Source organism: Gluconobacter sp. DsW_056, assembly GCF_002153595.1.
Lineage (GTDB): Bacteria > Pseudomonadota > Alphaproteobacteria > Acetobacterales > Acetobacteraceae > Gluconobacter > Gluconobacter albidus.
The window spans coordinates 1-26308 of sequence record NZ_JOPF01000006.1 but is presented as its reverse complement, the minus strand read 5'-3'; the positions used below and the strand labels follow the sequence as shown (position 1 = coordinate 26308).

The following is a 26308-nucleotide window of genomic DNA, read 5'->3' as shown; positions in this document are numbered from 1 at the left end:
AACAGAATTGCCCTGTCAGAATCTTCAGAACCTGACAGGGCTCAGAAAAGGGCCGGTCTCCATATGGCCGACACCCCACTAAAAGCTCCGGAAACGGGCATCGATAACGAGGATATGGAGTTCATGACCAGACTGTTCCGCCTTCCTGCCCTTGCCGTTCCGACGAAGGCGCGTGCCGTCCGGGCCAGCGCACTGGCTCTGACGCTGGCCCTGGCTTCCGGTGCAGTTGCACCGGCCGTCGCTTTCGCCCAGCCGGCTCCTGCCGACCAGAGCGCTCCCGCAGCGGCTCCGGTTGACCCCTCCGCCAATCCGGCAACCCCGACGACGTCCGCCGATCCGGCCGGCGCCCCGGCTGCTGCCGCTCCGAACGATGCGGGCGCTCCTGCTGCTCCCGCCACCGCTCCGACCGACAGCGCCGCTCCGGCAACGGCTCCGGCCGACCAGTCCCCCGCAGCGGCTGCAACGCCGGGCGAGAGCGCAACCGCGACGCCCGAAGCTCCTGCTCCGCAGGGCAACCCGTATGGCCTCGGCGCTCTGTGGGCCAATGGTGACGCGATTGCCCGTGGCGTTCTGATCATCATGGTGATCATGTCCGCTGGCACCTGGATCATCATGGTCATGAAATTCCTGGAGCAGGGCCGTCTGTTCGCCGCCTCCAAGGAAGCTGCCCGCGAGTTCTGGACCAAGCCGTCCGTTCAGCAGGGTGCTGCATCCCTGAAGGCGTCTTCTCCGTTCCGCTATATCGCTGAGACGGGCATCGTTGCCGCCGAGCATCACGAAGGGTCCATGCGTGACTCGATCGACCTGCCGTCCTGGACCGAAATGTCCATCTCGCGCTCGGTCGACACCATCAACACCCGTATGCAGGGCGGTCTCGCCTTCCTCGGTACGGTGGGTTCCACGTCGCCGTTCGTCGGTCTGTTCGGTACGGTCTGGGGTATCTATCACGCTCTGACGGCCATCGGCATCTCTGGTCAGGCGTCCATCGACAAGGTTGCAGGCCCGGTTGGTGAATCCCTCATCATGACGGCCATCGGTCTTGCCACCGCTGTCCCGGCCGTGCTGGGTTACAATCTGCTCGTTCGCCGCAACAAGGGTGCCATGGATCGCGTCCGCAACTTCGCGGCCGACATCCAGTCCGTTCTGATCGGCGGCTTCCGTCACGGCGTCAGCCCGGAACAGGGCAGCATGGCTGTTCCGACCACCATCACCACCAGCGAGCGGATCTGATCCTATGGGAATGAACGTCGGAGGAGGCGGCGGTGACGACGAGGTGGTGTCGGCAATCAACACCACCCCCCTCGTCGACGTCATGCTGGTGTTGCTGATCATCTTTCTGATCACCATCCCGGTCGCCACACACTCGGTGAAGGTCAAGCTGCCGGTCGATGCGAATACGCCTACCCAGACCAGGAAGGGCAACATCGTTCTGGCAGTAAATTCAAACGGCCAGGTGTTCTGGGACACGACGCCGGTTGCGAACCACACTGACCTGCTGAACCGTCTCGTTGAGGTGGCAAAGCAGAAGCCCCAGCCGCAGATCCAGATCCGCGGTGATCAGGCTGCCAAGTATCTGGCAGTCGGCCAGGTGGTCGCGACCTGCCAGGAAGCTGGCATCGCCCACGTGGACTTCATTACCGAGCAGCCTCACTCGAACTGAGGTCGTGTCGGGCCGTTCCGGACAGGACGGCCCGACAAAGCTTTCACGTCACCTTTTTGGAGAACCGCCGTCATGGGCATGAGCGTCGGATCTGACAGCACGCACGAAGACGAAGGCATTGTCGATATCAACACCACGCCGTTGATCGACGTGATGCTGGTGCTGCTGATCATGCTGATCATCACCATTCCGCTTCAGACACACTCGGTGGCGATCGATCTGCCTCAGGGCAATCCTCCCCCATCGACCGAACAACCCAAACTCGTGACCGTCAGCATCGGCTACGACAACAGCATTTCCTGGAACAACGAGCCGATTACGTCAGAGGCTTCTCTCCAGGCTCATTTTCAGGCCGCAGCAGCACTGCCGGACCAGCCTGAAATGCATATCCACCCGGATCGTCTTGCGGACTACAAGACCGTGGCGCATGTTATGGCGGATGCACAGCGTCTCGGCATGACCAAGCTGGGAATTGTCGGTCTGGATCAGTTCATGGAAGGACAGTAATTCGTGTCTTTGTCCCTTTACCGCCGTCTGAGCGCCCGTAATCTTCTGCTGGCCGGTGTCTTTGGTATTGCCGCACTTGCCGGCTCCGCCCACGCCGATGATGTCCTCGGTCAGGCCGTTGGCAAGGATCTGCAGCAGGCCCAGAGTGCTCTGGCATCCAAGAACTATGCCAAGGCCATGGAAGCCGTCGACGCCGCGGACGCGGTCAAGGGCAAGACCGATTACGAAGCCTACACCACGGCCCAGATGCGCGCCGCGATCGCTGCACAGTCCGGGAACACGGACGCCGCGATCAAGGCCTATGACGTTCTGATCAATAGCTCGCGTACGCCGAAGGCTGCGAAGGGGCAGATGCTGATGGCACAGGCCACCATGGCCTACAGCGCCAAGCAGTACGCCCGCGCCATTCCGGCGACCGAGCGTTATCTGAAGGAATACGGCGCCGACCCGCGCATGCAGACCATGCTGATCCAGTGCTACTATCTGCAGCAGGACTGGAAAGGCACGGCCAAAGCCGCGCAGGAACAGGTTGATGCCACGATCAAGGCTGGCAAGGTGCCGGCCGAAAACCAGCTTCAGATGCTGGCGACGGCCTACACGAACCTGAAGGATGCGGATGCCAAGACGCATGCTTATGTTCTGCTGGCCAAGTATTATTCGAAGCCTGATTACTGGTCGATGCTGATCCATGATCTGGTCGCGAATCCGAACCTTTCGCCGCCGCTCATCTTCTATGTCGAGCGTCTGCGTCTGGTGACCGGTGTGCTGAAGGATCCGTCTGATTATCAGGACATGGCGGAGCGTGCGGTGCAGATGGGTCTGCCCCAGCTTGCGCTGAACCTGCTGAATCAGGGCTATGCGAATCACTCGCTCGGCAACGGTCCGACCGCAGCCGCTGATGCGAAATTCCACGCCTTCGTTGCGCAGCAGGCTGCGACGAGCCGGAGCCAGCTTGCTGCTGCTGCTACGCAGGCCGCCTCTGCGCCGAATGCAGGACCGGCTCTGACCGCTGGCTACAATCAGGTTCTGAACGGACAGGTTGATGCGGGTCTGGCCCTGATGAAGACCGGTCTGGCAAAGAATCCGCGCTATCCCGATCTGGCTCAGGTCGAATACGGAATGGCGCAGATGGACGGCGGCCAGAAGGCCGAAGCCATCAAGACCTTTGAGTCCGTTTCCGGAAACGGACCGGCCCGTGATGTGGCTGAACTCTGGTCGCTGCTGCTGTCGCGGCCTGCCAAGTAAGGCGTTCTTTTCGACTATAAAAAAGCCGGGGTTCTTCCCCGGCTTTTTTTTTGTTCAGAACGGCAGGACCGTGTCCATGAACTGCTGTCCGTAGCGGGGTGTCTGAAGCTGCGTGAGGGTTCCGCGTCCACCGTAGGAGATCCGTGCTTCGGCCATCCGGTCATGCGTGACGGTATTGTCGGCGGTGATGTCCTGCGGACGGACAATGCCGCTCACGCCCAGTTCCCGAAGCTCGCTGTTGACCCGGACTTCCTGTTTTCCCATCACGACAAAATTGCCGTTGGGCAGGACCTGGGTGATGGTCCCGGCCAGACGCAGGGTAACAGTTTCGTTGCGGGTGATCTTGCCAGTTGCACTGGAATCGCTGCTGCTGGCCGTATTCAGGCTGTCCGCACCGGTGATCGAACTGATGATCTTGCCCTTGATGCCGAACAGGTTGGGAATGCCGAACTTTTCGTCAGCGGCCCTGTCGGCCGTTGTTCCGTTGTTGAAGGCCGCATTGTCGGTAATGTCCACGATGATCGTGACCAGATCCCCGACCTGGGAGGCGCGCTGATCCTTGAAGAAGGCCTTGCTGCCGGATCGCCACAGGCTGGCTGCCTCGTCGGGAGGAGGCTGAAGAGCGGGCATCGGCATGCTGACCGGCCGATACGAGGCAGCCAGCGTCGGATTGGTGATGGATGTCATGCGGGGGGGGCGCCCGATTTCGGACATCTGGGCGAGCGAATTGCAGGCTGACAGGACCGGTAAAAGGCCAAGAAGCCCCAGAGTGTGCACAGAATGTCGAAGAGGATGCCGCATGGGAAAGTTGAGATCCGTCAGTTCCGTATGATCCCCAGCAAACACGATAACGGTAAAAAACCTGTTAAGACGCCCGGCTTGCCGTACCTTGAAAAGGCTTGATGGACGCTGATCGTCCGCCAGACGGGCCCTGCTTCCGATGCGGCCTTGCCCTGTTCGCGGATGTGGCCGAAAAGAGTCCGGTCTGGGATGACATTCGGCCAGTCTGGGCCATTCTGCCGGGAGAATACCCCATGCCGACTGTTGCTGTCTTTTCTGTTGCGGGTCGTTCGTTCGCTCATGGCTCCTGACATGGGGTTGCGGATTCTGCTGACGGGTGGGCAGGGATTTGTCGGGCAACACCTCAAAGCCCGGCTTCAGGACCGTCTGCCTGGGCATGTGCTGCTGGAAGATCCCATGGATATCCGGGACCGGGCTGCGGTCGAACGTTTTGTCCGCAGCGAAAAACCCGATGCCTGTCTGCATCTGGCGGCCGTCTCTTCGGTTGCGCGCGCCGAGGCTGGAACGGATGACGCCTGGACCGTCAATCTGGACGGGACGCTCGTTCTGGCCGAGACCTTCGAGACTTATGCCCCGCAGGCCAGTTTTGTGTTCGTCTCGACCGCCGAGATCTACGGCGCGAGTTTTTCGTCAGGGCAGCCGCTCGATGAAACGGCCGTTATCGCGCCGGTCAATGCCTATGCGTCCAGCAAGGCAGCTGCGGACCTGGCGATTGGCAATCTGAGTCAGGAAGGGTTGCACGGCGTGCGTCTGCGCTCTTTCACACAGGCCGGAACGGGGCAGGATGAAGGGGCGATTCTACCGTTTCTTGCGGCACAGGTTGCGCGGATCGAGGCCGGCCAGCAGGCGCCGGTCATTACCGTTGGCCAACCGGATGCCGGGTTTGACATCACCGATGTGCGTGATGCCTGCGACGCCTGTATCAGTGCGCTCGTTCCGCCTCGTCCGCTGCCAAATGGCACCGTTCTGAATATCTGCTCCGGCGTGACGCGGACCGTCCGTTCGATAGCGGAGGATCTTCTGGACGTTGCGGGTGTTTCGGCCACGCTCAGGGTGGATCCGGCTCTTGCGTCACCGTCCGGTCTTGCGTCCATGCAGGGCAATCCGGCAGCGGCACGTGAGGCACTGGGCTGGTCCACGCGGATTGCCTGGAGCGAGACGCTGGTTACGGTTCTCAATGACTGGCGGTATCGTATCACGGTCTGAAACCCTGCGGCGTAATCGGCACCTCTCATTTTCTTCGCAAAACCGGAGTTCGTATGATGACAGATCCCCATGACACTGAAATCGCGGTGCTCGCCACTGCGAACGGGCTGGTCATTCCGGTCGAGTTCCATGCAGGCGTGCGCAGCAATCTGGATCTTCTGCGCAGTTATGGTGCGCTGATCGAAGGGCTGGAACTGCCTGATCGCCTCGAGCCCGCATTCCGGTACGAGCCATGAGCGGCCTTCAGCAGCGCAGCGTCGCGCTCGCCGCCAGCGTTCGCAAGGGCGAGATTTCCGCCCGTGAACTCGCGCTGAAGGTTCTGGCCGATATCGAAAGCCGGGATGGGGCCTATGGCTGCGTCACGCGCCTTCTGATGCAGCGTGCGCTGGAGGCTGCCGAACGGGTGGACCGTCTGGTGCTTCAGGGGCAGGACCCCGGACCGCTCGCGGGTGTGCCTTTCGGCATCAAGGATCTGTTCGATGTCCGTGGAGAGATCACGACGGCGGGGTCCAGGGTCCTCGCCAATGATCCGCCCGCCACGCAGGATGCGGTTCTGGTCGCGCATATGATCGCGGCCGGGGCCATCCCCGTTGCCCTGACGAACATGGACGAATTCGCCTACGGGTTCGCCACGATCAATGCGCATTACGGCAATACCCGCAATCCTCATGCGCCGGACCGCCTGGCGGGAGGCTCCTCGGGTGGTTCGGCGGCGGGTGTGGCGGCGCGGCTGTTTTCCATCGGGCTGGGGTCCGATACGAATGGCTCAATCCGTGTTCCGTCCTCGCTTTGCGGTATCTGGGGCCTTCGGGCGACGCAGGGGCTCCTGTCGACCGAAGGCAGTTACCCGTTCGTGCCGAGTCTCGATACGGTCGGCCCCTTTGCGGACAGTGCAGGCGGGCTGAAAGCCTGTTTTGAGGCCCTCAGCGCAAAGGCGCTTCCGGCTGTGGAAGCGGACAGCCTGCGGATTGCCCGGCTTGGCGGCTGGTTCGGTGAAAACATGTCTCCTCCGATGCAGACGGCCATCGACAGGCTCTCGATGGCGCTGGGGGCGACGGATGTGGTCGAACTGCCGGAGGTGGCGCGGGCCCGGGCAGCAGCTTTTGTCATCAGTGCGTCCGAAGGGGCAGGGCAGCATCTCGGGCGGCTGCGGACGCGGGCCGCGGAATACGATCCCGCTGTGCGCGACCGCCTTCTGGCCGGTGCGCTTCTGCCCTCCACGCTCGTTTTTCAGGCCCATCGCCTGCGGCACTGGTTCCGGGACCGGATGCATGAGGCGTTTGCAAAGACCGACATCCTGCTGGCTCCGGCGCTTGTCGGGGAAGCGCCGCGCTTCGATCAGCCCGAAATCGAGATCGGTGGCAGGATGGTCTCCGCCCGCGCCAATCTGGGACTGTATACGCAGCCGCTGACGCTGGCTGGTTTCCCGGTTCTGACGGTTCCGATGGCGGTTCCGGGCCTGCCGCTCGGCGCGCAGCTCATCGCGCGTCCGGGGCGCGAGGACCAGCTTTTTGCGTTGGCGGAAAAGCTGGAAACGGACGGGCTGGCCGAAGCGCGTCTGGTCTGACTCAGGGCTGTTTCAGCGCCTCGGCCATGGCGGCATGGTCGAGGCGTTTTTCCCACGCGGCGATCAGGACCGGGGCCACGCAGTTACCGGCGAAATTGCCTACAGCCCGGGCGATCCCCACAAACCAGTCCACGGCCAGCAGCATGACCAGACTGCCGGGTGGAATGGAGGGAACGCTGGCCAGCGTCGCCGCCAGAACAACGATCGCAAAGCCCGGAATTCCGTGGGCGCCCTTGGACGTGATCAGTGCCGTCACCAGCAGGGTTGCGATCTGCCAGACCGTCAGATGCGTCCCGGTGGCATTGGCCAGAAAAATGACGGACAGGCCCAGATAGATCGACAGCGCATCCAGATTGAGCGAATAGCCCGCAGGCACCACAATTCCGACGACCTGACGTTCGACGCCCAGCTTTTCGAGCTTGGTCATGAGGCTGGGCAGAACCGAATCGGACGCTGTAGTCGTGGCGACAATCAGCAGTTCTTCACGGAAATATCGTGCAAATCGCAGCGGGTTTACACCTGCGATCCGAAGGGCTCCCCCGAGCGCGCAGACGACAAATGCGCCGACCAGCAGGAAATACAGGATCGTAAATCCGGCCAGATGGCCGATTGTTCCGAGGCCATATCGTGCCGTGGTCGTCACCATTGCTCCGAAGACGCCCAGCGGAGCCACGCGGATGATAAGGCCCATCATGCGTGAAAACAGGTCAGACACGCTTTCGATCAGCCGGACCAGCGGCAGGCCCCGGTCTCCCATGCCGCTCAGGCAGCATCCGACAAGAATCGCGAAAACAAGGATCTGAAGCACATTGCCCTGCGCAAAGGCTTCGGCCGGGGTGTGCGGGACGAGCGAGAGCAGGAAGCCGCTGAAGCCTTCCGCGCGCAGGTTCTGGGCATGGCCGCCATAGGACGCGATCATCCGGGCGTCGCTCGCGGTGGGAACGAAGCCCACGCCCTGTCCGATTCCCAGCCCCATCGCCACCACGACCGCCACGACAAGCGCCACGGTGGTCATGAGTTCGAAATAGAGCATCGCGCATCCGCCAAGACGCCCTACCGTCTTCAGGGAGCCCGCGCCCAGAATGCCGAGCGTGACGATACAGAACAGCAGCGGTCCGACCGCCATGATGATGAGGCGCATGAACAGCGCTGTCATCCAGCCCACGTCATCCGCAAGGAAAGGGCAGAACAGCCCGGCGCCAAGGCCCAGAACCGTCGCCAGCACGACCTGTGCGAACAGGCTTTCCGCAAAATACTTTACCATGCTGCAACAGCTCCGTCGCTCCGGGGGTCGGTCGCACCTTCGAGCCGTCCGTTCTCATGACGGACGAGCGCACCGGCGTGACCCATGATGATGGACTGTTCTTCAAGCGCCTCGACGACGTGCCCGGCCGTTTCAAGCTGCGACATCACATCCGGGCTGAAGCCGGGCTCCACCTTGAGCGACAGGCTCTCTTCCCCCCATGTTCGTCCGAGCAGCCAGCGGGGTCGGCGGATGGCCTCCTGAAGCGGAACGCCGTGGCGGACGTGACGGCTGAAGACCGCCGCCTGTGTCTGGGGCTGCCCTTCGCCGCCCATGGTGCCGTAAACCATCGTGCGTCCGTCGCGGAGCCGGGCCGCGGCCGGATTGAGCGTATGAAACGGCTTGGCGCCGGGTCGCAGGATGTTCCAGCCCGAATGGGCCAGACGGAAAGACGAGCCGCGATTCTGCCAGAACAATCCGCTCTGCGGCAGCATCACGCCGGAGCCGAACTCGAAATACAGGCTCTGGATCATGCTGACGGCCACGCCATTGCGGTCGATCGCGCCCATCCAGGTCGTGTCGCCCCACTGCGTCTGTTCCGTCCAGGGCATGGCATGGGTCATGGAAATCCGGGCGGTCATCGCCTCCAGCCGTGCCGGATCGGCGAGCAGGCTCCGCGCCAGCGCCTCGGAATGTTCGCTGCCATCCGTGTAATGGTTGCGATAGAGAAATGCCTGTTTGGTCGCCTCGACCAGTCCGTGGATGTGCGAAAAGCTCTCCGGTCCGTCGTCGCGGCTCAGATGATCCGACAGGGCGAGGATCAGGAGTGACGCCACGCCCTGTGTGGGAGGCGCGGTGTTGTAGAGGGTGCCGTCACTCGTCTGGGCCTGAAGCGGTTCCTTGACCTCCGTCCGATGGGCCAGAAGATCCAGCGACCGGACCGGGCTGCCCGCCGCCGCCAGATCCGCCGCCAGACTGCGGGCGAGCGGGCCGTTATAGAAGCTCCGCAAGCCGTCCCGGTTGAGCATCCGCAGCGTCTGGGCCAGTTCCGGCGATTTGCGGATGCTTCCTGCCGTCCAGGGTTTGCCTTCAGGGAAGCAGATCCGCGCCAGTGTCGGGTCCGACATCAGTTCGTCCTGTTTCTGCGCGAGCAGGGCGCCTTCGCTTTCGGAAACCACGCGGCCATGTTCGGCGTAATGGATGGCGTCGCGGAGCAGACGGTCCAGCGGCAGGGGGTCGCGCAGTTCGGCGCTCAGTTCCAGCGCGGTTTCCCAGCCCGAAACCGTGCCCGCCACCGTATTGGCTGCAAGGCCGCCGCGCCAGGGAATGACGGTGTGCCCGGCTTCGGTATAGATCGCGTGTTCGGCACCCATCGCCAGCGCTCCGCAGGCGTCAATCGCCACGGTGCGGCCGTCCGGATGGCAGATCAGCCAGAACGCATCGCCGCCCAGCCCCGTCATGTGCGGATACACGACGGCCAGCGTGGATGCCGTGGCGACCACGGCCTCGATGGCCGTGCCGCCTTCGCGCAGAACATCCAGCCCCGCCTGACTGGCCAGATGGTGGGGCGACGTCACCATTCCGCTAAGAGCGTTGGGTGTGAGCATGGTTTCGTCCTTAAACTGGGAGGAGTTCGGGCTGAAGGCGCGGGACATGCGCGCACAGCGTCCGGATCAGCAGGTCTTCGGGGCCCTGCGCGGTCTGATGGCGGGTGGAGGCGATGAATTCCACCTGAGGCATGTCCGGCAGAAGGCCCGGGGCGCAATGCGGCAGATGTTCCACGTTTCGCAGAAACGCAGGCTGCGGGGTGACGCCATATCCCGCCCGGACAGCGGCCAGAAGCGCCCCGAGGCTGCCGCTGGTAAAGGCCAGATGCCATGCCCTTCCGCTCTTGTTGAGCGTCTCGATCGCCAGTCTGCGCGTTACGCTGCCATCGGGAAATGTGACGAGCGGAATGGACTGTTCGGCCGGAAATTCGGTACCGGCGGGGGCATACCAGCGCATGTCTTCGGTCCAGAGTTTCTGGCCGCGTGTTTCGGTCGTGCGCCGCATTCCGCACCAGACATCCAGCTCCCCCTGTTCCAGAAGATGCGCCAGATGAGCCGACAGCCCCACGGTCAGCGTGATCTGGAGGGAGGGGTGGGAGGCGCGGAATGTGCCGAGAATTTCGGGAAAGCGCGTCAGGAGCAGGTCTTCCGTCACACCCAGCCGGATCGTCCCGCGCGGCGCTTCCTGCCGGAAGCGGGACAGGATGCTGTCCTCGCACTGCAGAAGCTGCCGGGCCAGACCGATCAGCGCCATGCCGTCTTCGGTCAGACGCACGCTTTTGGTGCTGCGGGCCAGCAGGCGCGTGCCAAGCTGCTCCTCCAGCCGGCTGACATGCTGGCTGATGGTGGACTGGCTCACCCCCTGGCTCTGCGCGGCTGACGTGAAATGCAGCGTCTCCGCGACGGCGAGAAAGGATTGCAGATGGAACGGATCGAGATGCATCTGATCTTTCATGCCAATATGTGGGACCATATTTATTGGCAGGTCAACTTGATCTGATTCCGTTATGAGCGCAAAGTTCCCCCGCTTGACCTATCACCCCGGACAGGAGCCCCCATGACAGCCCACGGAGCCCGCGCCGTAGAGCGGTGCCGTATTCTCGCGGATGGTCCTTTCAGCGAGACGCCGGGCAGTCTGTTCCGATTCTGGCTCGGCCCTGCCTATCAGCGCACCCTCACACAGGTCGCAGAATGGATGGAAGAGGCCGGTCTGGGTACCCGTCTGGATGCTGCCGGCAGCCTTGTCGGACGCTACGAGGGGCTCGTGCCCGACGCTCCGGCCCTGATGATCGGCTCGCATCTCGATACCGTACGCAATGGCGGCGCGTTTGATGGCAATCTGGGCGTCATGCTGGGGATCGAGCTTGTTTCCGCCCTGAAGGAAGAGGGCATTCGCCTGCCATTCGCCATCGAAGTCATGGGGTTCGGGGATGAAGAGGGGTCCCGTTTTGCCGCCCCCATGATCTGCTCCCGCGCCATGGCCGGGCTGATCGGCTCCATTCCCGAAGGCATGACGGATTCGTCCGGCGTGACCATGGCCGAAGCCATGATCCGTTATGGTCTCGACCCCGCCCGCCTGAGTGAAGCCGTTCGCCGCCCGGATGAGTTGATCGCTTATATTGAGCCTCATATCGAACAGGGCCCGACGATCGAGAGCGTGGACGGAGAAATTGGCGTCGTCACCGCCATTGCCGCCCAGACCCGCCACCGGGTGACCGTCACCGGCCAGTCCGACCATGCGGGTACGACGCCCATGACCATGCGTCAGGACGCCCTGACGGCGGTGGCCGAAATGATCCTCGCCGTTGAACGTAATGGCCGGTCCGGAGGGGGCACGCAGGTCGCCACGGTCGGTCAGGTTGAGGTCGTGCCCAATACATCGAACGTCATCCCCGGCGAAGTTCGCTTCTCGCTCGACATGCGGGCTGAAACCGACGCGGCTCGGGATGCGATGGTGGAGGCCATCCGCGCGGATCTGCATGCCATCGCCGCCAGCCGTGGTGTCGGCATCACGTTCGACACGCCGCAGGTCCTGCCTGCCGCTGCCTGCGCGCCCGAACTTGTGGAGGGCCTGTCCCGGGCCGTGACGACCGTGACCGGCTGTCCGGCCCAGCGCGTTCTCAGCGGTGCGGGGCATGATGCCATGGCCATGGTCGATCTGTGTCCGATGGGCATGCTGTTCATTCGCAGCCCCGGCGGCCTCAGCCATCACCCCGATGAAACTGTTCGTGTGGGAGACGTCGAGCTCGCCCACCGCGCCCTGCTTGCCTTCGTCAAGGAGTTCCAGTCATGAGCCAGCCCTCACCTTACGCACAACTCGACCCGCCTTCCCGCCTGCTGATGGGGGCGGGGCCAACCAACGTCCATCCGCGCATCCTGCGCGCCATGTCCTATGACGTGATCGGGCAGATGGATCCGGAAATGACCGCCTATATGGACGAGGTCATGGCCCTGTACCGCGAGGTCTTCCGCACGAAGAACCACTGGACGCTGCTCGTGAACGGCTCGGCCCGGTCGGCCATCGAAGCCGCTCTGGTGTCGCTGGTTTCGCCGGGCATGAAGGTCGTCATTCCGCGTTTTGGCCGCTTCGGCCTGCTGCTGACGGAAATCGTCCATCGCTGTGGCGGCATTCCGTGCACGGTGGATGTGGAGTGGGGGGAAGTTGTCGATCCGGCCCGCATCGAAGCCGCCATCATCGAACACAAGCCGGGTCTGGTCGCCTGCGTGCATGGTGACACGTCCACCACCACTGCCCAGCCGCTCGAAGAGATCGGCCGGATCTGCCGCAAACATGACGTGCTGTTTTATGTGGATGCCACTGCCACCCTCGGCGGCATGACGTTCGAGACCGACGCCTGGAATATCGACGTCGCTACGGCAGGACTTCAGAAATGCCTGAATGGCCCTCCGGGTTCCGCGCCGATCACGCTGTCGGATCGTGCCGTCGCCGCCATTCTCAGGCGCCGTCACGACGAAGCGGGGATTGCCACCGGTCAGCCTCAGGGTGAGGGGCCGGTCATCCAGTCGAATTATTTCGATCTGGCGATGCTGATGAACTACTGGTCTCCGGCCCGGATGAACCATCATACCGAAGCGACCTCCATGCTCTACGCCGCGCGCGAGACGGCGCGTCTGGTCGTGGAAGAGGGCGTGGAGGCGCGCGTCGCGCGTCATGTCAGGGCAGGGCACGCCATGGTCGCCGGGCTGCGGGCCATGGGGCTGAAGGTCTATGGTGACGACACCACCCGCATGAGCAACGTCACTGGCGTCTGGGTGCCGGACGGCGTGGACAATGCCCGCATCCGCGAACTGATGCGAGACGATTTCGGCATCGAAATCGTCTCGTCCTTCGGACCGCTGACCGGGAAAATCTGGCGCATCGGGGCAATGGGTCTCAACGCCCGCAAGGACAAGGTGCTTCTCACGCTGGCCGCGCTCGATTCTGTTCTGGCCGGCGAAGGCGTGACGCTGAATCGTGGTGCGGGCGTGGATGCCGCCCGTGCTGCCTGGGACGCGGCCTGAGCAATTTTCGGGCCGGAAACTCTATCCGGAAGCTCTATTTCGGATGATTCTTCCGGCCTGAACCACTTTTCTTTCCGCCGCCGTCGTCCTTGTTGACCGTGGCCCAGGCGCGGCGCTCCGCTTCCTTTTCGGAGATGCCGCGCTTTTCGTAGCTCTCCTCGATATGCTCCGCTTTGCGTTTCTGTTTGTCGGTATAGGCTGACTTGTCCCCACGAGGCATGATCCTGCCCTCCTGCATGAGATCCGGCCTTCTCTACGCCCGAACCCGGCACGCGTTCCCCGGTTCTGTGTCCCTACACAAACAGGTGTGAGGGCAGGGGAGCGGGCTTGATCCGAATCCCGCATGGCGCGACCATCTCCGGACATATTTCCGGTCGGAGAACACGCAGAATGTCGCTCGTCTTCCATCAAACGCCCGAACGCGCCGCCATCTGGCGAGAGAAGTTCGCCAGCGCCCGACCGGACATGCCGTTTCATGTCTGGCCTGAAACCGGCCCGAAAGAGGATGTCCGCTATCTCGTGGCGTGGAAGACGCCGGACGATCTCGCCACGCTTTTTCCCAATCTCGAGGTTTTGTTTTCGCTGGGCGCGGGAATCGACCAGCTTAACCTGGCCAATATTCCCCCCGGTGTGCAGATCATCCGCATGGTGGAGAACAGTCTGGTTGAGGGCATGATCGAATATGTCCTGTGGGCGGTTTTCTCCTGCCACCGTGACATGTTCCGCTATGCCCGGCAGCAGCGTGAGCATGTCTGGAACGGTTCGCACAACCGGCCTGCGAGGCTCTATCGCGTCGGTGTCATGGGAATGGGAGAACTGGGCAGCCCCGTTCTGGAGAAGCTCGTCGCCCTCGGATATGACTGCCGGGGCTGGAGCCGCAGCCGCCGGGAGGTCGCGGGCGTGACATCCTTTGCCGGAGAAGCGGAGCTGGACGAGTTTCTGGCGCAGACCGACATTCTGGTCTGCCTTGTCCCGCTTACGGAAGCTACACGCGGCATCCTCAACAGCAACCTGTTCGAAAAACTGCCGAAAGGCGCGTGCATCATCAACTGCGGACGCGGCGGCCATCTGGTGCAGGACGATCTGATCCCGGCTCTCGACAGTGGTCAGCTGTCACAAGCGGTTCTCGATGTCGCCACGCCCGAACCGTTGCCCGCCGAACACCCGTTCTGGGATCATTCCCGCATTTTCCTGACACCGCATATCGCCAGCGCCGCACAGTCGGACAGTGCGGCCGAGGTCGTTCTGGCCAATCTGCGCCGCTACGAAGCCGGCGAGTCCATGACCGGCGTCATCGACACAGGACACGGTTACTGAAGATGCGGGCCGGTTTTTGCATTTTCCGGCTTGCCAACCCCGAAGGGCTCGGTTAGAACGCGGCCACCTTGATGGGTGCGCCGGTGTAGCTCAGCTGGTAGAGCACGTCATTCGTAATGATGGGGTCGGGAGTTCGAATCTCTTCACCGGCACCATCAAGGTCTTCTCAAAATTCCGGATCGCAAAGTCCACTGTCCATATTCAGGACGGGGCCGGAATTTTGATGTTCCGAACCCGGATCTTCACATTTTTTCAAAATATTGCCGATACGATCGGCTTCCTTATGGGCAATCCGCCTGCGATGGGATTACGGTAAGTGTCGATTTCCCGATGCAGAGGACTGCCCGGAGGAGGGCAGACTGTCAAAAGACGGCTCCCTGCGCTAGGTTAGGAGCCCGATGTCTGACCGTTTCCATAAACGGCTGTGGCGCAATGCCGTCAGCTTCTCCCGCAGTCAGGAGCCCCACGCCTCCATCCACGCGGTGGAAGGCCTGCGTGAATGCCCGACCTGCGGCCTTTTCCAGCATGTTCCGCGCCTCAAGCCTGGTCATCTGGCGGAGTGTCTGCGCTGCGGTTGCCAGCTTGCGCGCCGTCGCAAGACATCCCTGATCGGCGCCCCGGCCGCCTTCTGCATCACATCAGCCGCGCTTTACGCCACTCTTCTCATCAGCTCTCTCATGACGCTGAATGTCTATGGGCGCGAAAATACCGTCTCCCTCATGAGCGGTCCGATCGAACTCGGGCATCAGGGGTACGGCATGATTGGCGTTCTCGTTGGTCTGGTGACAGTCCTGATGCCCGGCGTCATCATCGCCCTGATGGCGGCCATCCTGTATGGAGCCTCCCGTCCGCAGATGCCGGACTGGACCCCGCGTCTTCTCACCTGGTACGACCGCCTGCGTGGCTGGTCGATGGTGGAAGTCTATGTCCTCGGCGTGCTCGTGGCTTACACCAAGCTCGTTGACCTTGCGCTCGTCATCCTTCAGCCTGGTGTTTACCTTCTGGGTGGTCTGATGCTCAGCATGGCCGCCGTGGATTCCACGTTCGATGCCGAGCGGATCTGGCGCAGCCGCGACATCCGCCCTACGCTTGAAGGCCATCACGGACACCGTCTGGATGTCGCGCATCTGGATGCCCGCAACGGCGTTGTTCCGCCCGTGGAAAACATGCTCTCCTGCCATGCCTGTGATCTGGTGCTGGCCTTCGATCATGCCGTGCCGCAGGAGCAGGACATGGGTGACTGCCCGCGATGCGGACAGATCCTGCGCCGCCGCAAACCACAGAGCCTCATCTCGGCCACCTGTCTTCTGGTGGCAGGTGTCGTGTTCTACCTGCCGGCCAATCTCCTGCCGGTCATGACCTATACCAAGGTGGGGCAGGGAGCCCCCAGCACCATCATCAGCGGTGTGATCGAGTTGTGGCAGGCGGGAATGATCCCGCTTTCCCTTCTGGTGCTTTTTGCCAGTATCACCGTGCCGGTCCTCAAGATCGTTGCCCTGACCATCATGATCATAGGCACCCGGCTCGGTTCCCGCTGGCACCTGCGCAATCTCTCGAAGCTTTACCGGCTCGTCGTCATCATCGGCCGCTGGTCGATGATCGACGTCTTCATGATTTCCATCCTCGTTGCCGTCGTGCATTTCGGTTTTCTGGCCAATGTCACGGCCGATCCGGGGATGGTATGCTTTGCTCTGGTCGTGATCCTGACCATTTTCGCGGCAGAGCTTTTTGATCCCCGCAGCATGTGGGATGCAGCCGGTCTCAATGGCGTGGTCGCACCTCCTCTGGCGGATGGGACGCCCCCTGAGACAGAGTCTCCGACCGCGCCTGTTCCGCAACTGCCTTCTTCTGACCCAAACGACATGGAGCCTGAACGCGCGTGAGCGATTCCCGAAACAACCGGGGGGAGCAGCCGGTCTCGCCCAAGGAAGCCCCGGTGCGCCGCACCCGTTTCTCTCTCATTCTGCTGATTCCCGTGGTGGCCATTCTCATCGCCGGATGGCTGGCGTGGGAGCATTTCGCCACGCGTGGTCCCGAAATCACCATCACGTTTGAAACGGCGGATGGCCTTACACCTGGCCAGACGCAGGTGAAAAACAAGGCCGTGACGCTTGGCACTGTGCAGGACATCACCCTGAGCGACGACATGAAACATGTTGACGTGACGGTGCAGATGAACGCCAACAGCGCCCATATCCTCACCGACCACACCCGTTTCTGGGTTGTGCGCCCGCGCATCAACGGCGCCAGCATCACCGGCCTCGATACGCTGTTCTCGGGAGCCTATATCGCTCTGGATCCAGGGACGGATGACGGCCACTACCAGAAATTCTTCAAGGGACTGGAATCGCCGCCCGGCGTCCGTTCGGACCAGCCGGGCGAGACGTTTTGGCTGGTGTCTCCCTCACTGGGCTCGCTCGGCCCGGGCTCGCCGGTCTTCTTCCGCGATCTTCAGGTGGGTGAGGTGCTCGGCTACACGATGCCGCCGGGTGGCAGAGGGCCGATCGTCATTCAGGCTTTCGTCAAGGCGCCTTACGATCACTATCTGCGGACAGACAGCCGTTTCTGGAACGTCTCGGGCGTTCAGGTCGGTCTTGGTGCGGGAGGGCTGAAGGTCCAGCTCAAATCGCTTCAGGCCCTGTTCTCCGGCGGCATTGCCTTTGGTCTGCCCGAGCAGCGCCTTGCCATCGACGTGCCCAATGCTCCTGCCAATTCCGTCTTCAAGCTCTATGCCAGCGAGGCCGATGCCGATAACGCCCGATATCACAAGCGGCTGCGGGTCGTGACCTACATCAACTCCTCCGTCAAAGGTCTGACGAACGGCAGTCAGGTGACGATGTTCGGTCTTCAGATTGGCACCGTCACGGATGTCCGTCTCCTCCTTCAGGGGCCGACGAAGCTGCCTCGTGTCCGCGTGGATATGGAGCTTGAGCCCGAGCGTATGCTGTCGAACTGGGATGAGCGGGTTGAGAACAGCAGGGATGCGCCGGTTGAGAAATATCTTCAGGCTTTCGTGGCCGAAGGGATGCGCGCCTCGGTCCAGAGTGCCAGCTTCCTGACGGGCGAATCAATGATTGCCCTGCAATTCGTCAAGAGCGCGCCCGTCACCACTCTGACCTATGAAGGCGATGTCGCCGTTCTCCCAAGCCAGGCTGGCGGCATGGACGGGATCATGGAATCCGTCTCCACCATCACCGACAAGATCGCGGCAATGCCGCTGACCGAAATCGGTGGGCACGTGAACGATCTTCTGGCGCATGCGGATGGCCGTCTGAACAGTCCTGAAGTCACGCAGTCCCTCGCGGCTCTGCGCGATTCGCTCCAGAACCTGAACAGACTGACGAAAACCGCCAACCAGAACCTGCCGGAACTGATGAAGAGCCTTCAGAGTACGATGAACAGTGCGCAATCGGTTCTGGGGTCTTATGGCGGCGACACGGATTTCCACCGCAGCCTCCAGGGCATGATCGTCCAGTTGACCCAGATGTCGCGCTCCCTGCGCTTCCTCACGGATTATCTGGACCACCATCCCTCCGCTCTCATCACCGGCCGCAGGAACTGAGCCATGACACAGTCTTCGATGCCCCGCCTTCGTCTCCTGTCCCTGATGGGTGCTCTGGGAATGACGGGCTTTCTCACGGCCTGCAGCAGCGATCCGACGCTCTATACGCTGGCGCCCATGCCCGGAGTGGCACAGGCAGGCGGTCCTGTCGTAGTCGAGGTCCGGACGCCCGTTGTCAGCGCACGGCTCGATCGCGACACGATCGTAAGGGCTAATTCGGATTACCAGACGCGGCTCGCAACCGGCACAAGCTGGAGCGAGGCGCTTCCGGACATGGTGGGTCACACGCTGACGGGTGATTTGGCCCAGCGCCTGCCGGGTACGACTGTTTTTGCCGAGAATGACGCGGTGAGCACGACGCCGTCAGCCTATGTCGAGCTGACCCTTCGTAATTTCGAAGCCGATTCGGCAGGCCATGCTCTCGTGACGGGTACGCTGTCGGTTCATCCGGCGGGGAAGATGATTGGTCCTGTGCTGACATCGCCTGTTGTCTGGCAGTCGCAGGACGTCGTGGCATCCAGCACGACAAAGCTGACTGCGACCCTCAGTCAGGGGGTAGCTGCGATTGCCGATCAGGCCGCCGAAAAGCTGCGTCTCCTTCCGCCCCCCCTCACGAACTGACGAGGCTTAGCAGAAGTCACAAACAAAAAAGGCTCCCGGAATGGGAGCCTTTTTTGTTGGAAGAACCGGCAGGAAGAAAAGCGTCAGAGCTTCTCAACCTGCGTGAAGTCGAGGTCCACAGGGGTCGAGCGACCGAAGATGGAAACGCTGACCTTGAGGCGCTGACGTTCGTCGTCGACATCCTCGATCATGCCGGTGAAGGACGTGAACGGACCATCGGCAACGCGGATCTGCTCGCCAATCTCGAAAGAAAGGCTCGAACGGGGGCGTTCGACGCCTTCCTGTGCCTGCTTCATGATCCGGTCGGCTTCAGCAGCCGTAATGGGGGTCGGACGGTTGCGGGTTCCGAGGAAGCCCGTGACCTTGGGAGTGTCCTTGACGAGATGCCAGGCTTCGTCCGTCAGTTCCATCTTAACGAGGACATAACCCGGAAAGAACTTGCGCTCCGCATTGACCTTACGGCCGCGGCGCATTTCCGTCACGTCTTCGGAAGGGACAAGGATCTGTTCGAAATGGTCCGAAAGGCCCTTCTGTGCCGCCTGTTCCTGAATGTGACTCGCGATCTTTTTCTCGAATCCGGAATAGACGTGAACAACATACCAACGCTTCGCCATGGTGCGAACCTAGCCTCCGACGCCAAAAAGTCCGCGGACGCCAAGGCCGATCAGCTGGTCCACGATGAAGAAGAAGATGCAGGTCACGGTTACCATGACCAGCACGGCACCTGACGTGATCAGGGTGTTGCGACGGGTCGGCCACGTGACGCGCTTCGCTTCGGCGCGGACGTCACGGACGTAAGCGACCAGATTGAAGCCGGATCCGTTCTTTTGAGGCGCTGTCTTCCGCGACTCGTCTTTCGGGGTACTGACCGACACCATCGTCCTCGAATCAAGTGAAAGTCCCGCTCCCGGTGTCGGGGGGGACATCCGGCGAGAAGGAGTGGCAGGGGCGGAGGGTCTCGAACTCTCAACCTCCGGTTTTGGAGACCGGCGCTCTAGCCAATTGAGCTACACCCCTATCGTCGTGCAGGGCGTCTTGCGAACGTCATGCCAGCGACAGTGGCCGCAAAAGAGAATGTTCAGGACTAAAAGTCAAGTGCCCTGAAGATCTTTGTTGTGGAATTTCCATTTTGGATTTTCCCCTCTTGCGGGTTCGGCAGGAGATGGAGTAAGGACACTCCCAATCAGGGCGGGCGTAGCATAGTGGTAATGCAGTAGCCTTCCAAGCTTCTTAGGAGGGTTCGATTCCCTTCGCCCGCTCCAGATTTCCTTAAAATCCAGCTTTTCTATTTCACTGCCACTGGCAGGGAATATGAGATGGCGCGGCATCTCCGAACTGGAGAACCTGAAGCGCTACGGCTGCGTCGCCGACATTTCCTGACAGATGACCCTTGGGGTCGGAACCGTGAGCGATCGGCGCCACGTCCTCGCTGAGCAGGATGTCGCCCGGATTCAGCTCGACGCTGGTTCCGTCCATGGCCTTGACGAAATAGATCCCCGAAAGCGGCACGATCCACTGGACCTGATGGCTTTCGTTCCACCCCCCTTTCCAGTGCGGAGGCTGAACGCGCAGCGTCACGCTCGCCGGCCCGTCATGGGGGCTGCTGAACATGATTTTGTCACCACCTGGTGTGATCGAGTCTTCATGGAAGGTCGACATCTTGCACTTGGTCAGATGCGTGGTGCCCTGCGGATCGGTCCAGTTGTCCCAGTAGGAGATGGTGGGAAAGGAAGGTTTGTCTTCGATGGGAGCCGCGTGGGCCGCTGTGTCCAGCGCGGAAACCGACAGGGCGCTGAGCAGGAGAAAAAAGCGCTTCTGGATGGACATCGAATCTCCGTTGTTTCGTATTGGGGTTTTGTGTCGCGGGTTTTCGCGGAGAGGCCGCGGGTCGGACGAAAATTATCCGGAAAGCTGCCGTGAAACGCCCGTCATGCCAGTTCGGGCGCATAAAACGCAAACCCGGGCCACGATCCTCATGTCTGACAGGCCTATTTGCGATCCTCTTGGTTGCGCAGGGCTGGGACAGCGTGCTAGAGGCGGCGCCAAGTGGAGGACCGGGTTTCAGACGAATCCTGCGCAGGGACGTGTATGCCCGGTCCGGACAGTTTTGATGCAAGGAACCGGATAAGCCGGTTCCGGCCGCACTCTGCGGCGGATTTAGTGAGACGGAACACGCGTGTGACGGTGACACAGGTGCCGCAGGTTGGACAGACAGGGGGCTTGGCCCAGCGCTACGCCCGTGCGCTTTATGATCTTGCTTCGGAGCAGGGAAATCTTCCCGATGTTCTGGGTGAAGTGAAGGCGCTGCGTACCGCCATTTCCGAAAGCGACGACCTGCGGAAATTCCTGGCTGACGCCCGGATGGACATCCGCCAGGGTCAGACGGTTTCGAATGTCCTGATGTCGAAGCTCGGCTTTGGAGACGTCCTGCGCCGGTTCGTCGGCGTCATCGCCGAAAACCGTCGCCTGCCTGATCTTGCATCCATTCTGGACGGTGTTCTGGCGCTTGATTCCGCCCTGCGTGGCGAAGTCGTGGCCGAAGTCCGCTCCGCACAGCCTCTTAACGACACGCAGCGCAGCCAGCTTCAGGCCCGACTGGCCGAAGCCGGCTACAGCCGCGTGTCCATGACCGAACATACGGACGCTGCCCTCCTTGGTGGCATGACCGTACGGATCGGTTCCACACTCTTTGATACTTCGATCGCCGGGCGCCTGACCCGCCTGCAGAACGCCATGAAGGGAGCCGCGTGATGGATATCCGTCCCGCCGAGATTTCGGACATCCTCAAGCAGCAGATCGCGTCTTTCGACCAGGTCGAGACCGTTTCCGAAACGGGAACGGTCCTGTCCATCGGCGACGGCATCGCCCGTGTCTACGGCCTGAACAACGTCATGGCCGGTGAAATGGTCGAGTTCGAAGGAACCGGCCTCAAGGGCATGGCTCTGAACCTCGAAGCCGACAATGTCGGTGTGGTTCTGTTCGGCGACGGCGACGGCATCCGCGAGGGCGACACCGTCCTGCGTACGAAGTCCGTGGTTGAAGTTCCGGTCGGCAAGGGCCTGCTCGGACGCGTGGTTGACGGTCTGGGTAACCCGATCGACGGCCGTGGCCCGCTGACGGACGTTGAATACCGCCGCGCCGAAGTGAAAGCTCCGGGCATCATGCCGCGCCAGTCGGTCAGCGAGCCGATGCAGACGGGCATCAAGGCCATCGACGCTCTCGTTCCCATCGGACGTGGCCAGCGTGAGCTGATCATCGGTGACCGCCAGACGGGCAAGACCGCGATCCTGATCGACACCATCGTCGCCCAGAAGCCGGTCAATGCCGAAGGTGACCCGAAGAAGTCCCTGTACTGCATCTACGTCGCCATCGGTCAGAAGCGTTCCACGGTGGCCAACCTGGTCCGCACGCTGACCGAGCATGGCGCGATGGAATACTCCATCGTTGTTGCCGCTACGGCCTCCGATGCGGCTCCGATGCAGTATCTCGCACCGTACACGGCCTGCGCCATGGGTGAGTACTTCCGTGACAACGGCATGCACGCTCTTGTCTGCTACGACGATCTGTCCAAGCAGGCTGTGGCGTACCGTCAGATGTCCCTGCTGCTGCGTCGTCCGCCGGCGCGTGAAGCGTTCCCGGGTGACGTGTTCTACCTGCACTCCCGTCTTCTGGAGCGTGCGGCCAAGATGTCCGACGCCAATGGTGGCGGCTCTCTGACGGCCCTGCCGGTCATTGAGACACAGGCTGGCGATACGGCTGCCTACATCCCGACCAACGTGATCTCCATCACCGACGGTCAGATCTTCCTTGAGACGGATCTGTTCTACAAGGGTATCCGCCCGGCCGTGAACGTCGGTGGTTCGGTGTCCCGCGTGGGTTCCGCAGCCCAGATCAAGGCGATGAAGCAGGTTGCCGGCAAGATCAAGCTGGAGCTGGCACAGTATCGTGAAATGGCTGCATTCTCGCAGTTTGCTTCCGACCTGGACGCCGCAACCCGCAAGCAGCTTGATCGTGGTGCCCGTCTGGTCGAGCTGCTGAAGCAGCCCGAGACGTCCCCGCTGCCCGTCGAAGAGCAGGTTGTTGTTCTTTATGCCGGTACGCGTGGCTACGTTGATCCGATCGCCGTGGACAAGGTTGTGGCCTACGAAGCCGCTCTCCTGTCCGAGCTGCGCGGTGCGGGCTCTGACATCCTGACGGCCATTCGCAATGACCGCCAGATCAAGCCGGAGACGGAAGGCAAGCTCAAGGAGCTGCTCGAAGCATTCGGCAAGCGCTTTTCGGCCTGAGGATAGCCCATGGCTTCGCTGAAGGAACTGCGTGGACGGATCACGGGCGTCAAATCGACGCGCAAGATCACGAACGCGATGAAAATGGTTGCAGCCTCCAAGCTGCGACGCGCCCAGATGCAGGCCGAAGCGGCTCGCCCCTATGCTGACGCCATGCGTCGCATGATGGCAGAGCTGGCGACGGCGACCCGTGGTGAGGACGCGACAAGCCTGCCGCGCCTTCTCGCGGGAACGGGCAAGGACCGGACCCATCTCGTGGTGGTGCTGACCTCTGACCGTGGCCTTGCCGGCGGCTTCAACGCCAATATTGTCCGCAGTGCCCGTCAGCTGGTCGATACCTTGGTATCGGAAGGCAAGACGGTTCGCATCCTGCCGGTCGGTCGCAAGGGGGCAGATATCCTCGTGCGTCACTATCCGGACATGGTCGTTGACCGTCTGGCCGGAACCGAAGGCAAGGATGTCGGGTTCGACAAGGCTGCCGATATCGGAAGCCGGATCGTCACCATGCTGGAAGCGGATGAGATCGACCGCTGCACGCTGGTCTATAACCGCTTCCTCAATGCCATGACGCAGGTGCCGGTACAGGCGCCTCTGGTTCCGCTCGCGGTTCCCGAGAACGACAATGCCACTCCGGATGCCGACACGGCCCAGTATGAATTCGAGCCGGATGAGACGACGCTTCTGACGCAGCTTCTGCCGCGCAACCTTCAGGTCCAGATCTTCTCGGCCCTGCTGGAAAGTGCTGCTGGCGAGCAGGGCGCGCGCATGACCGCGATGGACAATGCCAGCCGTAACGCCAGCAAAGCCATCGACCGTCTGTCGCAGAAGTACAACCGTACGCGTCAGGCCAACATCACCAACGATCTGATCGAAATCATCTCCGGCGCAGAAGCCGTTTGAGATCACGCAGGAGACGAATCCGATGTCCGAAACCCTTACCCCTTCTGCCGGAGCTGCCAACAACGTGGTCGGCCGCGTCACCCAGGTGCGCGGCCCCGTCGTGGACGTGCAGTTCGAAGGCGATCTTCCCTTCATCCTGAACGCCCTGCACGTCCAGAACGGCGATCATACGCTGGTTCTGGAAGTTGCGCAGGAAATCGGCGAGCGCCAGGTCCGCTGCATCGCCATGGACACGACCGACGGTCTGGTCCGTGGCGCTGAAGTCCGTGACACGGGCACGCAGATCATGGTTCCGGTTGGCCCGGCAACGCTTGGCCGTATCCTGAACGTCGTTGGTGAGCCCATCGACGAGCGCGGCCCGATCAGCAGCGAACTGCGCTTCCCGATCCACCGTCCGGCCCCGGCTTTCGAAGACCAGGCCGCTGCGTCCGAAATCCTCGTGACCGGCATCAAGGTCGTCGATCTGCTTTGCCCGTACCTCAAGGGTGGTAAGATCGGCCTGTTCGGTGGCGCCGGCGTCGGCAAGACGGTCATCATTCAGGAACTCATCAACAACATCGCGAAAGCCCATGGCGGCGTGTCCGTCTTCGCCGGTGTTGGTGAGCGTACGCGTGAAGGTAACGACCTGTATTTCGAAATGCAGGACGCAGGCGTCATCAAGATCGCTGAAGATGGCTCGACCGAGGGGTCCAAGGTTGCGCTGGTCTATGGCCAGATGAACGAGCCGCCGGGAGCCCGTTCGCGCGTCGCCCTGACGGGCCTGTCGCTTGCAGAATACTTCCGTGATGAAGAAGGTCAGGACGTCCTGTTCTTCGTGGACAACATCTTCCGCTTCACGCAGGCCGGTTCCGAAGTCTCCGCACTTCTGGGCCGTATCCCCTCCGCAGTGGGTTACCAGCCGACGCTGGCCACCGAGATGGGCGCCCTGCAGGAGCGTATTACGTCCACGAAGAAGGGCTCCATCACGTCCGTTCAGGCCGTATATGTCCCGGCTGACGATCTGACCGATCCGGCGCCTGCCGCGACCTTCGCGCATCTTGATGCAACGACGGTTCTGAACCGTTCGATCGCGGAAATGGGCATCTATCCGGCTGTCGATCCGCTGGATTCGACATCCCGTTCGCTCGATCCGAAGATCGTTGGTGAAGAACACTATCAGGTCGCGCGCCAGGTTCAGCAGACGCTCCAGACCTACAAGGGCCTGCAGGACATCATTGCGATCCTTGGCATGGACGAACTCTCCGAAGACGACAAGAAGATCGTTGGTCGCGCCCGTCGCATCCAGCGCTTCCTGTCCCAGCCTTTCCACGTGGCCGAAGTCTTCACGGGCGCACCAGGCAAGCTGGTGTCGCTTGAAGATACGATCCGTTCCTTCAAGGCTGTTGTGGCTGGCGAGTACGATCACCTGCCGGAAGGCGCCTTCTACATGGTCGGTGACATCGACGAGGCCGTTGCGAAGGCCGAGAAGATGAAGCAGGAGGCCTGATCCGATGCCGCTTCGCATCGAGATCGTCAGCCCGGAAAAGCGCCTTGTCGAACGTGACGTCGACATGGCCGTGGTCCCGGGCATGGAAGGCGATATTGCAGCCATGCCGGACCGCGCACCGCTGATGCTTCAGCTGCGGGGCGGCGTTGTGGCCCTTTATCAGGGTGACAAGATCGTTGACCGTTACTTCGTGACGGGCGGTTTTGCCGATATGGGCGCTGATCACTGCACCATTCTGGCCGATTCCGCACAGCTCATGAGTGAGCTGTCCGTGGATGAGGCCAAGAGCCGTCTGCGGGATCTGGAAAGCCGATGGGCCGAAATCGGTCCGAACGACGTGGACATGCACGATCAGATCAGCCGTGAACTGCAATCGGTTCGCGCTGAACTGGAAGCTGTTCAGGAACATGGCCCGGCCTGAACGGTCTTTTCAGATCAGGTTTGCAAAAACCCGCTTCATCGTAAGGTGAAGCGGGTTTTTCTTTGCCATTTCTCCAGGGCTTTTCTTTCGCAGGCTTGCCCCCATGCCTGAAATGACTCCGTGCCCAACCATCAAGCATATTATCTGGCCGTGTATAGGAGTTCTTGGAAGGTGGGGAACTGGCTGCCTATCCTCAGAAATCTGGTAACTTTGCCTGAGGGCTATCCCGCAGGCGGGAAAAGGCTTTCTCCCCAACAACGCTATGCAAGGCGTAAGACGCGATAGGACGCACCTCGGGGCCCCGACAGATGTTGAACGGGCGCCAAACTGGGTAATTCAAAGAAAATGACCAAAAAAGCGCCCGAAAGGCGCTTTTTTCGGGTTTTTATTATTTCGGATTTTTAATGGATAATGGGG

25 protein-coding genes, 3 tRNA genes and 1 pseudogene are annotated in these 26308 nt (G+C 61.7%); 20 read left to right on the top strand and 9 right to left on the bottom strand.

What is annotated here, in order from left to right; translation table 11 throughout:
• Positions 1-123 precede the first annotated feature (123 nt).
• The 4 genes from HK22_RS05285 to HK22_RS05270 all read left to right on the top strand — a co-directional run bounded on the left by HK22_RS05285 (position 124) and on the right by HK22_RS05270 (position 3412).
• Positions 124-1230 carry a MotA/TolQ/ExbB proton channel family protein gene (locus HK22_RS05285; RefSeq protein WP_082780146.1) on the top strand — a complete coding sequence of 369 codons (1107 nt, stop codon included), beginning with the start codon at positions 124-126 and terminating at the stop codon, positions 1228-1230.
• Positions 1231-1234: 4 nt separating this feature from the next.
• A complete protein-coding gene (locus tag HK22_RS05280) occupies positions 1235-1660 on the top strand; it encodes a biopolymer transporter ExbD (protein ID WP_062028222.1) in 426 nt (141 codons plus the stop codon).
• A gap of 72 nt (positions 1661-1732) precedes the next feature.
• A complete protein-coding gene (locus HK22_RS05275; RefSeq protein WP_062028219.1) occupies positions 1733-2167 on the top strand; it encodes a biopolymer transporter ExbD in 435 nt (144 codons plus the stop codon).
• A 3-nt stretch (positions 2168-2170) separates the two neighbouring features.
• On the top strand, positions 2171-3412 hold the full coding sequence (locus HK22_RS05270) for a lipopolysaccharide assembly protein LapB (protein WP_062108358.1): 1242 nt from the start codon (positions 2171-2173) through the stop codon (positions 3410-3412).
• 54 nt (positions 3413-3466) lie between these two features.
• On the opposite strand, the gene flgH is transcribed toward HK22_RS05270, so the two are convergent.
• Complete coding sequence (gene flgH, locus HK22_RS05265) at positions 3467-4213, bottom strand: flagellar basal body L-ring protein FlgH (protein WP_086648626.1); 747 nt, start codon at positions 4211-4213, stop codon at positions 3467-3469.
• Between the two features lie 243 nt (positions 4214-4456).
• On the opposite strand from flgH, the gene HK22_RS05255 reads away from it, so the two are divergent.
• Genes HK22_RS05255 through HK22_RS05245 form a run of 3 tightly spaced genes read left to right on the top strand, consistent with a single transcriptional unit; the run spans position 4457 to position 6986 of the window.
• Positions 4457-5419, top strand: coding sequence for a GDP-mannose 4,6-dehydratase (locus tag HK22_RS05255; protein ID WP_233142420.1), 963 nt, complete (start codon positions 4457-4459; stop codon positions 5417-5419).
• A 53-nt stretch (positions 5420-5472) separates the two neighbouring features.
• Entirely contained in the window at positions 5473-5655 is a 183-nt protein-coding gene (locus tag HK22_RS05250) for a DUF4089 domain-containing protein (protein WP_228125549.1), read from the top strand.
• Positions 5652-6986, top strand: coding sequence for an AtzE family amidohydrolase (locus HK22_RS05245; RefSeq protein ID WP_062108356.1), 1335 nt, complete (start codon positions 5652-5654; stop codon positions 6984-6986). The genes HK22_RS05250 and HK22_RS05245 overlap by 4 nt, the downstream gene beginning before the upstream one ends.
• Position 6987: 1 nt before the next feature.
• Here the strand turns inward: HK22_RS05245 and HK22_RS05240 are convergent, their stop codons facing one another.
• Genes HK22_RS05240 through HK22_RS05230 form a run of 3 tightly spaced genes read right to left on the bottom strand, consistent with a single transcriptional unit; the run spans position 6988 to position 10731 of the window.
• Positions 6988-8250, bottom strand: a complete 1263-nt coding sequence (locus tag HK22_RS05240) for a cation:dicarboxylate symporter family transporter (protein WP_086648577.1) — start codon at positions 8248-8250, stop codon at positions 6988-6990.
• Positions 8244-9836, bottom strand: a complete 1593-nt coding sequence (locus HK22_RS05235) for a gamma-glutamyltransferase family protein (RefSeq protein ID WP_198945484.1) — start codon at positions 9834-9836, stop codon at positions 8244-8246. Before HK22_RS05235 ends, HK22_RS05240 begins: the two co-directional genes overlap by 7 nt.
• Before the next feature lie 10 nt (positions 9837-9846).
• Positions 9847-10731: a LysR family transcriptional regulator gene (locus tag HK22_RS05230; protein ID WP_077804019.1), complete on the bottom strand. Its 885-nt coding sequence runs from the start codon at positions 10729-10731 to the stop codon at positions 9847-9849.
• A gap of 102 nt (positions 10732-10833) precedes the next feature.
• On the opposite strand from HK22_RS05230, the gene HK22_RS05225 reads away from it, so the two are divergent.
• The gene (locus HK22_RS05225; RefSeq protein WP_086648576.1) at positions 10834-12069 is read left to right on the top strand and encodes an allantoate amidohydrolase; all 1236 of its coding nucleotides are present in this window, start codon (positions 10834-10836) and stop codon (positions 12067-12069) included.
• Complete coding sequence (locus tag HK22_RS05220) at positions 12066-13298, top strand: alanine--glyoxylate aminotransferase family protein (protein WP_086648575.1); 1233 nt, start codon at positions 12066-12068, stop codon at positions 13296-13298. The genes HK22_RS05225 and HK22_RS05220 overlap by 4 nt, the downstream gene beginning before the upstream one ends.
• 52 nt (positions 13299-13350) lie before the next feature.
• Here HK22_RS05220 and HK22_RS05215 read toward each other — a convergent pair.
• Positions 13351-13518: pseudogene (locus HK22_RS05215) on the bottom strand (plasmid stabilization protein); the annotation flags it as partial.
• A 170-nt stretch (positions 13519-13688) separates the two neighbouring features.
• On the opposite strand from HK22_RS05215, the gene HK22_RS05210 reads away from it, so the two are divergent.
• The 5 genes from HK22_RS05210 to HK22_RS05190 all read left to right on the top strand — a co-directional run bounded on the left by HK22_RS05210 (position 13689) and on the right by HK22_RS05190 (position 18798).
• Positions 13689-14615, top strand: a complete 927-nt coding sequence (locus HK22_RS05210) for a glyoxylate/hydroxypyruvate reductase A (RefSeq protein WP_086648574.1) — start codon at positions 13689-13691, stop codon at positions 14613-14615.
• 79 nt (positions 14616-14694) lie between these two features.
• Positions 14695-14770 (top strand) — tRNA-Thr (locus HK22_RS05205).
• A gap of 243 nt (positions 14771-15013) precedes the next feature.
• Entirely contained in the window at positions 15014-16498 is a 1485-nt protein-coding gene (locus tag HK22_RS05200; RefSeq protein ID WP_062028201.1) for a paraquat-inducible protein A, read from the top strand.
• Complete coding sequence (locus HK22_RS05195; protein ID WP_086648573.1) at positions 16495-18177, top strand: intermembrane transport protein PqiB; 1683 nt, start codon at positions 16495-16497, stop codon at positions 18175-18177. The genes HK22_RS05200 and HK22_RS05195 overlap by 4 nt, the downstream gene beginning before the upstream one ends.
• A gap of 3 nt (positions 18178-18180) precedes the next feature.
• Complete coding sequence (locus HK22_RS05190) at positions 18181-18798, top strand: membrane integrity-associated transporter subunit PqiC (RefSeq protein ID WP_086648572.1); 618 nt, start codon at positions 18181-18183, stop codon at positions 18796-18798.
• A gap of 83 nt (positions 18799-18881) precedes the next feature.
• Here HK22_RS05190 and nusG read toward each other — a convergent pair whose 3' ends face one another.
• The 3 genes from nusG to HK22_RS05175 form a co-directional block, all read right to left on the bottom strand.
• Positions 18882-19412, bottom strand: coding sequence for a transcription termination/antitermination protein NusG (gene nusG / locus HK22_RS05185; RefSeq protein ID WP_062028195.1), 531 nt, complete (start codon positions 19410-19412; stop codon positions 18882-18884).
• 9 nt (positions 19413-19421) lie between these two features.
• Complete coding sequence (gene secE / locus HK22_RS15185; RefSeq protein WP_208611655.1) at positions 19422-19676, bottom strand: preprotein translocase subunit SecE; 255 nt, start codon at positions 19674-19676, stop codon at positions 19422-19424.
• A 62-nt stretch (positions 19677-19738) separates the two neighbouring features.
• Positions 19739-19815 (bottom strand) — tRNA-Trp (locus HK22_RS05175).
• Positions 19816-19986: 171 nt separating this feature from the next.
• Here HK22_RS05175 and HK22_RS05170 point away from each other — a divergent pair.
• Positions 19987-20060, top strand: a tRNA-Gly gene (locus HK22_RS05170).
• 28 nt (positions 20061-20088) lie between these two features.
• Here the strand turns inward: HK22_RS05170 and HK22_RS05165 are convergent.
• Complete coding sequence (locus HK22_RS05165; RefSeq protein WP_086648571.1) at positions 20089-20625, bottom strand: hypothetical protein; 537 nt, start codon at positions 20623-20625, stop codon at positions 20089-20091.
• Between the two features lie 351 nt (positions 20626-20976).
• On the opposite strand from HK22_RS05165, the gene atpH reads away from it, so the two are divergent.
• The 5 genes from atpH to atpC are packed head-to-tail and all read left to right on the top strand — an operon-like array spanning position 20977 to position 25891.
• Entirely contained in the window at positions 20977-21549 is a 573-nt protein-coding gene (atpH, locus tag HK22_RS05160) for an ATP synthase F1 subunit delta (RefSeq protein ID WP_086648570.1), read from the top strand.
• Entirely contained in the window at positions 21549-23084 is a 1536-nt protein-coding gene (atpA, locus tag HK22_RS05155; RefSeq protein ID WP_062028188.1) for a F0F1 ATP synthase subunit alpha, read from the top strand. Before atpH ends, atpA begins: the two co-directional genes overlap by 1 nt.
• A 9-nt stretch (positions 23085-23093) precedes the next feature.
• Positions 23094-23984: a F0F1 ATP synthase subunit gamma gene (locus HK22_RS05150; RefSeq protein ID WP_086648569.1), complete on the top strand. Its 891-nt coding sequence runs from the start codon at positions 23094-23096 to the stop codon at positions 23982-23984.
• Between the two features lie 22 nt (positions 23985-24006).
• The gene (atpD, locus tag HK22_RS05145) at positions 24007-25470 is read left to right on the top strand and encodes a F0F1 ATP synthase subunit beta (RefSeq protein ID WP_062028184.1); all 1464 of its coding nucleotides are present in this window, start codon (positions 24007-24009) and stop codon (positions 25468-25470) included.
• Between the two features lie 4 nt (positions 25471-25474).
• Positions 25475-25891 carry an ATP synthase F1 subunit epsilon gene (atpC, locus tag HK22_RS05140; RefSeq protein WP_086648568.1) on the top strand — a complete coding sequence of 139 codons (417 nt, stop codon included), beginning with the start codon at positions 25475-25477 and terminating at the stop codon, positions 25889-25891.
• Positions 25892-26308: the final 417 nt, after the last annotated feature.

Coding starts and splice junctions, on each gene's coding strand:
- HK22_RS05285 (WP_082780146.1), top strand. CDS start 124: ATGACCAGACTGTTCCGCCTTCCTGCCCTTGCCGTTCCGACGAAGGCG.
- HK22_RS05280 (WP_062028222.1), top strand. CDS start 1,235: ATGGGAATGAACGTCGGAGGAGGCGGCGGTGACGACGAGGTGGTGTCG.
- HK22_RS05275 (WP_062028219.1), top strand. CDS start 1,733: ATGGGCATGAGCGTCGGATCTGACAGCACGCACGAAGACGAAGGCATT.
- flgH (WP_086648626.1), bottom strand. CDS start 4,213: ATGCGGCATCCTCTTCGACATTCTGTGCACACTCTGGGGCTTCTTGGC.
- HK22_RS05250 (WP_228125549.1), top strand. CDS start 5,473: ATGATGACAGATCCCCATGACACTGAAATCGCGGTGCTCGCCACTGCG.
- HK22_RS05245 (WP_062108356.1), top strand. CDS start 5,652: ATGAGCGGCCTTCAGCAGCGCAGCGTCGCGCTCGCCGCCAGCGTTCGC.
- HK22_RS05240 (WP_086648577.1), bottom strand. CDS start 8,250: ATGGTAAAGTATTTTGCGGAAAGCCTGTTCGCACAGGTCGTGCTGGCG.
- HK22_RS05235 (WP_198945484.1), bottom strand. CDS start 9,836: ATGCTCACACCCAACGCTCTTAGCGGAATGGTGACGTCGCCCCACCAT.
- HK22_RS05230 (WP_077804019.1), bottom strand. CDS start 10,731: ATGAAAGATCAGATGCATCTCGATCCGTTCCATCTGCAATCCTTTCTC.
- HK22_RS05225 (WP_086648576.1), top strand. CDS start 10,834: ATGACAGCCCACGGAGCCCGCGCCGTAGAGCGGTGCCGTATTCTCGCG.
- HK22_RS05220 (WP_086648575.1), top strand. CDS start 12,066: ATGAGCCAGCCCTCACCTTACGCACAACTCGACCCGCCTTCCCGCCTG.
- HK22_RS05210 (WP_086648574.1), top strand. CDS start 13,689: ATGTCGCTCGTCTTCCATCAAACGCCCGAACGCGCCGCCATCTGGCGA.
- HK22_RS05200 (WP_062028201.1), top strand. CDS start 15,014: ATGTCTGACCGTTTCCATAAACGGCTGTGGCGCAATGCCGTCAGCTTC.
- HK22_RS05190 (WP_086648572.1), top strand. CDS start 18,181: ATGACACAGTCTTCGATGCCCCGCCTTCGTCTCCTGTCCCTGATGGGT.
- nusG (WP_062028195.1), bottom strand. CDS start 19,412: ATGGCGAAGCGTTGGTATGTTGTTCACGTCTATTCCGGATTCGAGAAA.
- secE (WP_208611655.1), bottom strand. CDS start 19,676: ATGGTGTCGGTCAGTACCCCGAAAGACGAGTCGCGGAAGACAGCGCCT.
- HK22_RS05165 (WP_086648571.1), bottom strand. CDS start 20,625: ATGTCCATCCAGAAGCGCTTTTTTCTCCTGCTCAGCGCCCTGTCGGTT.
- atpA (WP_062028188.1), top strand. CDS start 21,549: ATGGATATCCGTCCCGCCGAGATTTCGGACATCCTCAAGCAGCAGATC.
- HK22_RS05150 (WP_086648569.1), top strand. CDS start 23,094: ATGGCTTCGCTGAAGGAACTGCGTGGACGGATCACGGGCGTCAAATCG.
- atpD (WP_062028184.1), top strand. CDS start 24,007: ATGTCCGAAACCCTTACCCCTTCTGCCGGAGCTGCCAACAACGTGGTC.
- atpC (WP_086648568.1), top strand. CDS start 25,475: ATGCCGCTTCGCATCGAGATCGTCAGCCCGGAAAAGCGCCTTGTCGAA.